The following is an 11,302-nucleotide window of genomic DNA, read 5'->3' on the forward strand; positions in this document are numbered from 1 at the left end:
TCAGCCCTCCCGCGCGGCGGGGTTGGCGAGGGTGCCCGCGTACAGCAGGGACGCGGACTGGTCGGCGAGGTCGACCATCTGGAGCGTGTTGCGCAGCTGGAGGCGGTTGAGGCACGAGTGCGCGAACCGCGGGGCGCGCAGGTCGACGCCGCCGCGCAGGTCGGGGTGGTCGGCGCGGTGGGCGTCGAGGCACTCCGCGACGAGGCGCCAGAACCGGTCCTCGGTCAGCACGCCGTCGCCGTGGAGGATCGCGGCGAGGTGGCGCAGGACGCCGTCGAACACGTCGGTGAAGATCGCGAGCGCCTTCTCCTCGTCGTCGACGACGGCGCGCACACGCTCGACGCCGGGCGGGAGCGGCGCGTCGCCGAGGACGGCGATCTCCTCGCCGACGTCCTTCATGACCGCACGGACCACGACGTGGTCGCGGAGCACGAGGATGAGGTTCTCGCCGTGCGGCATGAACGCGAGGTCGTGCGCGAGGAGCGCGTGGGCGAGCGGGCGCAGGTAGGCGTCGAGGTAGGCGCGCACCCAGTCGGCGGGGTCGAGCCCGGAGGCGCGCACGAGCGCGGTCGCGTGCGCGGCGCCGTCGGGGTCGCGGTGCAGGAGCGCGGCCATGGTGGCGAGGCGCTCCCCGGGCGCGGTGCGCGGCACGGGGCTCTCGCGCCACAGGGCGGCGAGCATCTTGCGGTGCGGGGACGGCGTGGCGGTGCGGTGGTAGACGTCGCCGGTGTACCCGATCGAGGCGAGCTCGCGCAGCACGGTGAAACCGCGGCCGCCGAGCTCCGGGTCGGCGGCGACGAGGTGCGCGACCCAGTCGTTGATCGCGGGGGTGTCGCGCATGTAGGCGGGCGACAGCCCGCGCAGGAACCCCATGTTCTGGATCGCGAGCGCGACCTTGACGTAGTGGCGGCCGGGCCGCGTGAGGTTGAACAGGGTGCGGATCGACTGCTGCGGCTGGTACTCGTCGGCGCCCGGCCCGAGCGGGACGAGGTCGCCGCGCGCGACGTCGGCCGCGAACGTGATGGGCACGCGGTGCTCCCACTGCCACGGGTGCACGGGCAGGTAGAGATAGTCGGCCGGGTCGAGGCCGCGCGCGGCGAGCCGCTCGGCGAACGCGGCGCGCTCGTCGGGCGTGAGCTCGGCCCCGTAGTGCGTCTCCTCGTCGAGCCCGGCGCCGAGCGCGAGGTGGGTGTGCTCGCGCCGCGCGGCGAGCCACAGCAGCCGCACGCGACCCCCGTTCTCGGGCGCGTATGCGCGGTACTCCGCGAGGCCGAACCCGATGCGCCCGTTGTTCGCGACGAACCCCGGGTGCCCCTCCGTCATGGCCGCCTCGACCTCCTGGAACGACGCGCCGAGGAGGTCGGTGGCGCTCGGCCCGCCGGTGCGCTCGTACCGCTCGAGCTTCGCCGTCGCGCTCGCGAGCGTGGACGACACCTCCTCGAGGTAGGTGGCGAGCAGGTCGTCGGGGATGCGCAGGTCGGGCTGGAGCTCGACGACGAGGTCGAGCGCGTCGACCGGCAGCTCACGCCGCGCGCCCGTGCCGTCCGCACCCGCGGGGTCGCCCACGTCGCCGCGCCGGCCCGCCGTGCCGTGCCCGGCCGTCGCGGTGCGCCGGATCGACGCCTCGTCGAGCACCCAGTGCTCGAGCGCGTACCGCCGCGCGACGAACCGGTACTCCACCGAGCCGTCCGCGACGGGCAGCACGTACTCGCCCGGCCCGTCGGCCTCGACCGGCCAGACCTCCGCGCGCGGCGCGAGCAGCCGCTCGTGGGCGAGCTCGGCGATCGTCTTCGCGACGAGGTGGCGGTGCGCGCGCTCGGCGAGGTCGGGGCGCAGGTGCGGCGCGTGGTCGACGCCGTCGCCCAGCGGGCTCGCGTCGAGATCGGCGCGCGTCGCGACGGCGAGGTGCGCCGTCTTGCCGGGGAGCTCCACCTCGCGCAGCACGCGGAACCCGGCCGCGGCGTTCTTCGCCGCGATCGCGGCGTTGCGCACGTCCGGCTCGACGACGACGCGGCGGGCGCCCCGGCCCGCGGGGTCGAGGCAGAACCGCACGACGGCGCCCATCACCGCCGAGGTGAACCCGCCGCGCGCGGGCCCGGCCGGGGGCGCGACGAGCAGGTGCATCCCGACGTCGCCCGGCTCCAGCAGGGCGACGGCCGCGGGGACGTCGGCGAGCGTGACGCGCGCCGGGTCGTACGTCTCCACGAGGAACGCCGGCACGCCGTCGACCCGGCCGAGCCACGCGTCCTGGTGCGGGTCGGCGCGGACCCCCGCGAGGTAGTCCCGCACGCCGTCGACGTCGAGGTGGCCCAGCTGCCAGAACGCCGAGCGGGGGTGCGCGAGCCAGCCCTGCACGAGGGCGGCGTCGCGCACCGGGTCGGCGGGCTCGAACGAGACGTCCGCGCGGCCGTCGCCGAGCCGGACCCGCACCGCGAAGGCGGCGCCCGGGCTCGCGCTCGGCGCCGCGTCGTCCGACGCCGCAGCACCTGACGCCGTCGGGCCCGGCGACGGCACGGCCGACGCCGCCGTCGCCGTGGTGGTGGCGCTCATCGAGCCTCACCTCCCGTGCGCTCGCCCGCCGCGACGCGCGCCGCGGCGTCCGACGTGGCGGGGGTCGTCGCGGGAGTGGTGGCCGGGGACGGGGAAGCCGAGGGAGCCTCGTCATCGGGCAGGCCGAACGTCTGGAACGCGATGCGCTCCTCCACCGGGTACACCTCGCGGCCCGTGACGGTGCGCAGCACGACGGCGTTGCGCCACGCGGCGAACCCGAGGTCCGGCGCGGTGATGCCGTGCGTGTGCTCCTCGCCGTTGAGCACGTGGACGCGGCGCGCGTCGTCGACCGTGTAGTCGCGCGCGACGTCGAACCGCCCGAGCTCGTCGAACCGGAGCAGGTGGCGAACCGGGTCGAGGAACGCCGGGACCGAGGCGGCGTAGCCCGTCGCGACGACGAGCGCGCGCGTGCGGCGCTCGACCTCCCGCCCGAGCTGCGCGTGCCGCAGCCGCAGCACGTACTCCCCGGCCGACCCCGCCGCGTCGGGCTGCCCGGCAGCGCTCGCCCCGTCACCCCCGCGGGCGGCCGGCTCGTACCGCGCGGCGACGACCTCGGTGTCGGTGAGCAGCGTCGTCGGCACCGGGCGGTCCAGGCTCAGGCGGTACAGCGCGTCGTAGATCTCGTCCACGAGGTCGCCGCTGATCCCCTTGTACAAGCCCCGCTGCTCGCGGCCGAGGAGCTGGCGCAGCTCGAGCGGCAGCGCGTGGAAGTGGTCGGTGTACTCCGGCGACGTCATCTCGAGCGTGAGCTTCGTGTACTCCATGGGGAAGAAGCGCGGCGAGCGCGTCACCCAGTCGAGCCGGTAGCCGGGGCGCCGCGCGTCGCCGTGCACGCCGTCGAGCAGGTCGCGGTAGACCTCGGCGGCCGACTGGCCGCTGCCCACGACCGTGACCGAGCCCGCGTCCGCGAGCGCGTCGCGGTGCGGCAGGTACTGCGCGCTGTGCACGAGCGGCCCGGCACCCGGGTGCTCGCCGCGCGCGACCTCGTCCGCGAGCGCCCGCAGCGCGGGCGGCAGCACCGGCGAGGTGCCGACGCCGAGCACGAGGTGGCGACCCCGGTGCTCCTCGGTGCCGGTGACGCTCCCGTCGGGCGCGAGCGTCTCGGCGCGCACGACGAACGCGTCGGCGGCCGGGTCGTGCTCGACGGCGACGACGCGCCGCGACCAGCGCAGCGAGCCCAGGCGGGCCGCGACCCAGCGGCAGTACGCGTCGTACTCGGCGCGCAGCGGGTAGAACGACTCCCGGATGTAGAACGGGTAGAGCCGGCCCGTGGCCTTGAGGAACGCGAGGAACGAGTACGGCGAGGTCGGGTCCGCCATGGTGACGAGGTCGGCGAGGAACGGGACCTGGATCGTCGCGCCCTCGATCATCATGCCGGGGTGCCAGCGGAACTCGGGCGCGGCGTCGAGGAACACGGCGTCGACGTCGTCGAGGGGCGCGGACAGCGCGGCGAGGCCGAGGTTGAACGGCCCGATCCCCACGCCGACGACGTCGCGCACGCGCGCCGGGTCGTGGGGCGCCGGGTCGTGGGGCGCTCGGGCGGGGCCGCTCGTCGTGCGAGCAGTCGTGGTCATCGGGTCACCGCCCCGGCGGTCGCGAGGGACGCCACGAGGTCCGCGGCGTGCGTCGCGACGTCGTCGTCGTGCAGCAGCTCGTCGCGCTCGACGAGCGCCTGGGCGGTCGTGCGCACGAGGTCGAGCACGTGGCGCACGTCCGCGAGCGTCACGGTCGGGTTGAGCAGCGTGAGCTTGAGGCACGGGACGCCGTCGAGCACGGTCTTGGCGACCACCGCGCGACCGGACTCGAACAGCACGCGCCGCACGAGCGGCACGAGGCGGTCCGCGTGCGCCGCGGACAGCTCCGGCGGCTCGTAGCGGAACAGGACCGTGGACAGGTCCGTGCGGCCGAGCACGCGCAGCTCGGGGTCGTCCGCGAGGTCGGCGTGCACCTGCGCGCCGAGCTCGCACACGGCGTCGACCATCGCGCCGACCCCGCCGGGGCCGAGCGCGCGCAGCGTGGTCCAGAGCTTGAGCGCGTCGAAGCGGCGCGTCGTCTGGAGCGACACGTCGACCTGGTTCGGTTCGGCGTTCTCGCGCGGGTTGAGGTAGTCCGCGTGGTGCGCGACGCGCTCCAGGTCGGCGCGCTCGCGCACGAGCAGCGCGCTCGCGGACACGGGCTGGAAGAACGCCTTGTGGTAGTCGACGGTCACCGACCGCGAGCGCTCGATGCCGTCGAGCAGGTGCCGGCGCGTCGGGGACACGAGGAGGCCGCACCCGTAGGCGGCGTCGACGTGCAGCCACACGTCGGCCGCGTCGCACACGTCCGCGACCGCGGCGAGCGGGTCGACACAGCCGCGGTCGGTCGTGCCGGCGGTCGCGACGACCGCCATGACCACGTCGCCCGCGGCGCGCACCGCGGCGACGGCGGCCGCGAGCGCCGCGGGCACGACACGCCCGTCGGCGTCGGCCTCGACCCGCACGACCGCGTCGTCGGCGAGGCCGAGCAGCAGGGCCGAGCGCGCGACGCTGAAGTGGCTGGATCCCGCGGCCAGGACGCGCAGGCGCGGCAGGACGGCCGAGCGTCCGAGCCCGTCGCGGGCCGCGCGCTCGACGGCGCGCTCGCGGGCGAGGAAGAGCGCGTGGAGGTTGGACTGGGTGCCGCCCGACGTGAGGACGCCGTCGCCGGCGGCGTAGCCGACGCGGCCCGCGGTCCAGGCGACGAGGCGGCGCTCCATGAGGGTCGCGACGGTCGACTGGTCGTAGGTGTCGACGGACGTGTTGATCGCGGCGAGCAGAGCCTCGGCGCCGACGGCGGGCAGCGCGACCGGGCAGTTGAGGTGCGCGGCGTAGGCGGGGTGGTGGAACCACACGGCGTGGGTCGCGTAGAGGTCGGCGGCCTCGCGCAGCGCCGCGTCGGTCCCGACGCCGGGGCCGTCGAGGTCGGCGGCGTCGACGAGCGCGGCCAGGTGCGTGCGGCTCGCGCCGGACCAGGGCTGGTCGACGGCGGCCACGCGCGCGGCGACGTCGTCCACCACGGCGTGCAGGGTGCTCGCGTAGGCGCCCGCGGTCGCGCCGGTGAGCAGCGCGGGGGCGGTCGGGGTACCGTGCGCGGGCGCGCCGGATCGTGCTGAGAGCATGCGAGGCTCCAGGACGGGGAGAGGACCGCCACGGACCGCGGCGGGGCAACCTGAGGTTTGCCTTGCCTAACCTAGCGCAGCGCGGTCTCGCGTCAAGAGTGACCTGCACCACGTCCGCCGTGGACGCGCGGCCACGGCGGGGAGAGGATGGCAGTCGCCCGTCCTGGTGCCCGAGGAGGCCGTGTGGAACCCACCGTCGCGACGACCCGCCCCGCCCTCGTCACCGTGGACGACGACCCCGGGGTCTCGCGCGCGGTCGCGCGCGACCTGCGCCGCCGCTACGGCGACCGGTACCGGATCGTGCGTGCCGAGTCCGGTGCGGAGACGCTCGCGGCGCTGCGCGAGCTCGCGCTGCGCGGCGAGGACGTGGCCGTCGTCCTCGCCGACCACCGCATGCCCGGCATGACGGGCGTCGAGCTGCTCGAGCAGGCGATGGACCTCTTCCCCGCGGCGCGGCGCGTCCTGCTCACCGCCTACGCGGACACCGAGGCCGCGATCGAGGCGATCAACGTCGTCGACCTCGACTACTACCTGCTCAAGCCGTGGGACCCGCCCGAGGAGAAGCTCTACCCCGTCGTGGACGCCCAGCTCGAGGCGTGGTCCGCGACCGACCGCCGCCGGCCCGCCGAGACCGTCGTCGTCGGGCACCGGTGGTCGGCGCGCTCGTCGCAGGTGCGCGAGTTCCTCGCGCGCAACCGCGTCCCCTACCGGTGGTACCCGTCCGAGTCCGCCGAGGGGGCGCGCCTGCTCACGGCCGCGCAGGCCGACGGCGAGACCCTCCCCCTCGTCGTCACGCCCGAGGGCGAGCCCCTCGTCGCGCCCGACGACGCGACGCTCGCCGAGCGCGTCGGGCTCGCCACGCGCCCCGCGGCCGACTTCTACGACCTCGTCGTCGTGGGCGGCGGGCCCGCGGGGCTCAGCGCGGCGCTGTACGGGGCGTCGGAGGGGCTGCGCACGGTGCTCGTCGAGCGCACCGCGACCGGCGGCCAGGCCGGCCAGAGCTCGCGCATCGACAACTACCTCGGCTTCCCCGACGGGATCTCGGGCGCCCAGCTCGCCGAGCGCGCGCGCCGCCAGGCCGTGCGGTTCGGCGCCGAGATCGTCACGACGCGCGACGCCGTCGAGCTCGACGTCGACGGCCCGGCGCGCTCGGTGCGGTTCCCCGACGGCACGTCGATCGACGCGCACACCGTCATCCTCGCCTCCGGCGTCTCCTACCGGCTGCTCGACGGCCCGGGCCTCGCCGACCTCGTGGGCCGCGGCGTCTTCTACGGCTCGGCGCTCACCGAGGCGTCCGCGTGCCAGGACCAGGAGGTGTACGTCGTCGGGGGCGCGAACTCCGCCGGGCAGGCGGCGCTCTACCTCGCGCGCGAGGCCAAGCAGGTCACGCTCGTCGTGCGCGGCGACTCGCTCGCCCGGTCCATGTCGTCCTACCTCGTCGAGCAGGTCGAGGCCCACCCGCGCGTGCGGGTCCTCACCCGCACGGAGGTCGTCGCGGCGTCGGGCGACGACCACCTGGAGCACCTCGAGCTGCGCGACCTCGACGCCGGCACGACGTCGCGCGTCGAGTGCGGGTGGGCGTTCGTGTTCATCGGCGCCGCGCCCCGCACCGACTGGCTCGACGGCGTCGTCGCGCGCGACCCCCGCGGGTTCGTGCTCGCGGGACCCGACCTCCTGCACGACGGCGCCCCGCCCGCCGGGTGGACGCTCGACCGCCCGCCCTACCACCTGGAGACGTCCGTGCCCGGCGTGTTCGCCGCCGGGGACGTGCGCGCGGAGTCGGCCAAGCGCGTCGCGTCCGCCGTCGGGGAGGGAGCCATGGCCGTCATGCTCGTCCACCGCTACCTCGAACAGCTCTGACCCCGTCCCGCCACGCTCCCCGCCGACACCACCGACACAGCACCACCGACACAGCACCGACGACACAGCCCCGACCGACCCGGAGGCGACACCGTGACCAGCACCGAGGACCCCACCACGACCCCGCCCCCCGCGGGCGCCAGCACCGCGCCCGGCACCGCCGCGGCAGCCCCCGCGCGCGGCTGGCTGCCGTGCGACGTCGACGAGCTGCGCGCCACGTTCCTGTTCGAGCACCTCACCGACGACCAGCTCGCCTGGCTGTGCGCGACCGGCCACGTCGAGCGGCACGACGCGGGCTGGCTGCTGCACGAGGGCGCGCCCGCCGAGGCGTTCTACGTCCTGCTCGACGGCGGCGTCGCGCTCTACCGCCGCGTCGGCGAGGACGAGGTCGAGGTCTCGCGCACCCGTCAGGTCGGGGTCTACCTCGGCGCCTGGAACGCCTACCTCGGCGACCGGCTGCCCCAGACCTACCTGCACTCGGCGCGCGCGCTCGAGCCCTCGCGCTTCTTCGTGCTCGCGGCCCACGACTTCGCCAAGCTCATGACCGAGTGGTTCCCCATGGCGGTGCACCTGCTCGAGGGAGTGTTCTGGGGCACGCGCGACGCGCAGCAGCTCGTCGGGCAGCGCGAGCGGCTGCTCGCGCTCGGGTCCCTGTCCGCGGGCCTCACCCACGAGCTCAACAACCCCGCCGCGGCCGCCGTGCGCGCCACCGGGACCCTGCGCGAGCGCGTCGCGGCCATGCGGCACAAGCTCGCGCTCATCGCCGACGGCCCCTACGACCGCGCCACGCTCGCCGAGCTGATCCGGCTCCAGGAGGAGGCGCTCGAGCGGTACGCGGACACGCGCACCGCGGACGCCGTCGGCGCCCTGGAGACCTCCGACCTCGAGGACCGCCTCACCGACTGGCTCGACGACCACGGCCTGCCCGAGGGGTGGCGGGTCTCCCCCGCGCTCGTCCAGGCCGGCATCGACGAGCCGTGGCTCGACCGCGTCGCCGGACGGGTCGACGCCGGCGCGCTCACCGGCGCGGTGAGCTGGCTCGCGTACACCATCGAGACCGAGCAGCTCATGGCCGAGATCGAGGACGCCACCGTGCGCATCTCCTCCCTCGTCGGCGCCGCCCGCCAGTACTCCCAGCTCGACCGGGCGCCGTTCCGGCCCGTGGACCTGCGCGAGCTGCTCGACTCCACCCTGACGATGCTCGACCACACCCTCGACGGCGTCGACGTCGTGCGTCGCTACGACCCCGACCTGCCCCCCGTGCCCGTGTACGCCGCCGAGCTCAACCAGGTGTGGACCAACCTCGTCGAGAACGCCGCTCAGGCCATGGCCGGCACCGGCACCCTCACCGTGACCACCCGGCGCGTCGACGACCGCGCCGAGGTCGAGGTCGCCGACACCGGCTCCGGGATCCCCGACGACGTGCGCCCGCGCATCTTCGAGCCGTTCTTCACGACCAAGCCCGTCGGGCAGGGCACCGGGCTCGGTCTCGACATCTCGTGGCGCATCGTCGTCAACAAGCACCACGGCGACCTCGCCGTGACGTCCGTGCCGGGCGACACGCGGTTCGTCGTGCGGCTCCCGCTCGAACCCGCGCCCGTCCCCACCGCGCCCACCTCGCCCGACGCGCCCGACGGCCGCCCGTGACGGCCGCCCCCGCGGCGGGGACCTCGCCCGTCGGCGAGGAGCGCCACGCCTCCTGGCTCGAGCTGTTCTTCGACCTCGTCGTCGTCGCGGGCATCGGCATGCTCGCCCACCTCCTCCAGGAGGACCACGACGGCGGCGGGCTCGCGCTGTACGTCGTGGCGTACACGGCCTTCTGGCTCGTGTGGGCGTGCTTCACCACGTACGGCAACGTCGCGGGAGAGGGCGCGCGGTCCCTGCCGATCCTCGCCGGGATGGCCGCGCTCGCCGTGATGATCGCCGCCGTCCCGGGCATCCACGACGAGCACGCCCGGGCGTTCGCCGTCGCCTACGTCGTGGGCCGCCTCGTGGCCGCACGCCCGTGGCGGCGCACGACCGTCGTCGTCGACCTGCCCGTCGTGCAGGCGCTCGCCGGCGTCGTGCCGTGGGTCGTGTCGTGGTGGGCCGACGGCCAGACCCGGTACGTGCTGTGGGGCGTCGGCCTCGCGATCGACCTGGTGCTGCTCCTCACGCTCTCGGGCGAGCGGCTCGTGCGGCACGCGCAGGAGCGCCTCGACGAGGTCCGCGAGCGCCGGGGCCGGGGTCGTGCGCTCGGCGGCCGTCGTGCACGACCGGGCGCGCCGGACCGCGGGCGACGGCGCGACCTGGAGGTCCCGACGACGGTCGACGCGGCCGCGAGCGACGTGCCCCACCTCGGCGAGCGGCTCGGGCTGTTCGTCATCATCGTGCTCGGCGAGGGCCTCATCCAGGCGATCGACGCCGCGAGCGAGGCCGAGTGGGACCGCACCCTGCTCGTGGCGGGCGCAGGGGCGTTCACCCTGCTGGTCGGGCTGTGGGCGCTCACGGTGCGCTCCGGGTATGCGGGCGTGGCGCTCCTGCGCCCGGCCGGCGTGCCGCCTCGCGTCGCGTGGTTCCTGCACCTCGTGACGACGGGGGCCCTCGCCACGCTCGCGGGCGCGCTCGGCGGCGTGCTGGACCGCCCGGCGCGCGCCCTCGAGCCGGCCGAGCTCGCGCTGCTCGTCGGGGCGTTCGCCGTCCACGGGCTGGTGTCCGCGGGCGTCCACGCGGTGCTGCGCGACGTCCGCACCGCGCTGGTCCTCGCCGTGCCCGTCGTGGCCGCGGGAGCGGTCGCCGCGCTCGCGGGCGGGTCGGTCTCGGCCGCCGGGCTCGTGTGGGTCCTGTCGGGCGCGCTGCTCGTCCAGCTCTCCGGTGCCGGGCGCGCGCACCGGCCGACGTCGGGCGACGCGGCGGGCACGCACCTCGGCACGGGGCCGGGCGCCGAGCCGGGCGCGGCGGCGTCGGAGACGGGCGCGCGGGACGACGCCTGACGCCGCGCGGGCGCAAAACCGTGGACGTCAGGGGCTCGCGGGCATAGCCTCGTGGCGTCCGGTCGACACCCGCCCGGACGCTCGACCATGACGACCGGTGAAGGGCAGGTGGACCCGCGTGACGCACGAGTGGTCCGTCGACCCGTCCCGAAGGGCGCTCCTCAGGTAGACGACGTGCGTCGTCCACCTGCAGAGCCGTCCTGGGGCACCGTCCTGGGGCGGCTCTCGTCGTCCCGGGGCACGGCACGCGAACGCACGACAGGAGGAGCGACGATGAGCGAGGTGGTCATCTACAACCTCGGCGGCAGCCAGGTGCTCGGCCGCGTGTCGTTGCGCCACGCGATCCGCATGCTGCACCGGCAGGTCGCCGAGGTGCTGGAGGCCGTCGAGGGCGAGACGTTCGGGCCCTACCAGCGGCCCCGGTCGGTCGCGCTCGTGCGGTACGTGCACGCGCGCTGGGTGTACGAGCGGCAGGGCCGCGTGCCGTACTCGCGCGCCGCGCTCCTGCGCCGCGACCGCTACCGGTGCGCGTACTGCGGCGGCACCGCGACGACGATGGACCACGTCGTCCCGCGGTGCCAGGGCGGCACGACGACGTGGCTCAACGCCGTCGCCGCGTGCGAGCCGTGCAACGCGGCCAAGGGCGGGCGCACGCCCGAGCAGGCAGGCCTGTCGCTCCTGTCCAGACCGTTCGAGCCCGCGTTCCGCGACATCTACCCGTCGGCGCCCGCCCCGCGCAGACGCTGACGGGTCACCGGCCGGCGCGCCCGGCCGGCCGCGGGCG

Annotated in this window: 7 protein-coding genes; 4 read left to right on the forward strand and 3 right to left on the reverse strand. The window is 75.9% G+C overall.

Translation table 11 applies throughout. The annotated features are described in order from the left end of the window. The 3 genes from ACPCUX_RS10215 to ACPCUX_RS10225 are packed head-to-tail and all read right to left on the reverse strand — an operon-like array spanning nt 1 to nt 5,686. The gene (locus ACPCUX_RS10215; protein ID WP_423388675.1) at nt 1-2,550 is read right to left on the reverse strand and encodes a GNAT family N-acetyltransferase; all 2,550 of its coding nucleotides are present in this window, start codon (nt 2,548-2,550) and stop codon (nt 1-3) included. Then, nucleotides 2,547-4,124, reverse strand: a complete 1,578-nt coding sequence (locus tag ACPCUX_RS10220) for a lysine N(6)-hydroxylase/L-ornithine N(5)-oxygenase family protein (protein WP_423388676.1) — start codon at nt 4,122-4,124, stop codon at nt 2,547-2,549. The genes ACPCUX_RS10215 and ACPCUX_RS10220 overlap by 4 nt, the downstream gene beginning before the upstream one ends. Beyond that, the gene (locus tag ACPCUX_RS10225) at nt 4,121-5,686 is read right to left on the reverse strand and encodes a pyridoxal phosphate-dependent decarboxylase family protein (protein ID WP_085387928.1); all 1,566 of its coding nucleotides are present in this window, start codon (nt 5,684-5,686) and stop codon (nt 4,121-4,123) included. Before ACPCUX_RS10225 ends, ACPCUX_RS10220 begins: the two co-directional genes overlap by 4 nt. 183 nt (nt 5,687-5,869) lie before the next feature. Here ACPCUX_RS10225 and ACPCUX_RS10230 point away from each other — a divergent pair, with 183 nt between their 5' ends. From ACPCUX_RS10230 to ACPCUX_RS10245, 4 genes are all read left to right on the forward strand, one after another. Further along, entirely contained in the window at nt 5,870-7,546 is a 1,677-nt protein-coding gene (locus ACPCUX_RS10230) for an FAD-dependent oxidoreductase (RefSeq protein WP_255438174.1), read from the forward strand. Nucleotides 7,547-7,639: 93 nt separating this feature from the next. After that, nucleotides 7,640-9,193: an ATP-binding protein gene (locus ACPCUX_RS10235; RefSeq protein ID WP_423388677.1), complete on the forward strand. Its 1,554-nt coding sequence runs from the start codon at nt 7,640-7,642 to the stop codon at nt 9,191-9,193. Continuing rightward, nucleotides 9,190-10,518 (forward strand): low temperature requirement protein A, encoded by a 1,329-nt coding sequence (locus ACPCUX_RS10240; RefSeq protein ID WP_423388678.1) that lies wholly within the window; start codon nt 9,190-9,192, stop codon nt 10,516-10,518. The genes ACPCUX_RS10235 and ACPCUX_RS10240 overlap by 4 nt, the downstream gene beginning before the upstream one ends. A 273-nt stretch (nt 10,519-10,791) precedes the next feature. Continuing rightward, nucleotides 10,792-11,265 (forward strand): HNH endonuclease, encoded by a 474-nt coding sequence (locus tag ACPCUX_RS10245; RefSeq protein ID WP_009863577.1) that lies wholly within the window; start codon nt 10,792-10,794, stop codon nt 11,263-11,265. Nucleotides 11,266-11,302: the final 37 nt, after the last annotated feature.

The organism is Cellulosimicrobium sp. AB352, assembly GCF_049538415.1.
Taxonomy (GTDB): domain Bacteria; phylum Actinomycetota; class Actinomycetes; order Actinomycetales; family Cellulomonadaceae; genus Cellulosimicrobium; species Cellulosimicrobium funkei.

What these genes read in the sequence shown, in the direction of transcription:
- ACPCUX_RS10215 (WP_423388675.1), bottom strand. Translation starts at nt 2,550, where the DNA reads ATGAGCGCCACCACCACGGCGACGGCGGCGTCGGCCGTGCCGTCGCCG.
- ACPCUX_RS10220 (WP_423388676.1), bottom strand. Translation starts at nt 4,124, where the DNA reads ATGACCACGACTGCTCGCACGACGAGCGGCCCCGCCCGAGCGCCCCAC.
- ACPCUX_RS10225 (WP_085387928.1), bottom strand. Translation starts at nt 5,686, where the DNA reads ATGCTCTCAGCACGATCCGGCGCGCCCGCGCACGGTACCCCGACCGCC.
- ACPCUX_RS10245 (WP_009863577.1), top strand. Translation starts at nt 10,792, where the DNA reads ATGAGCGAGGTGGTCATCTACAACCTCGGCGGCAGCCAGGTGCTCGGC.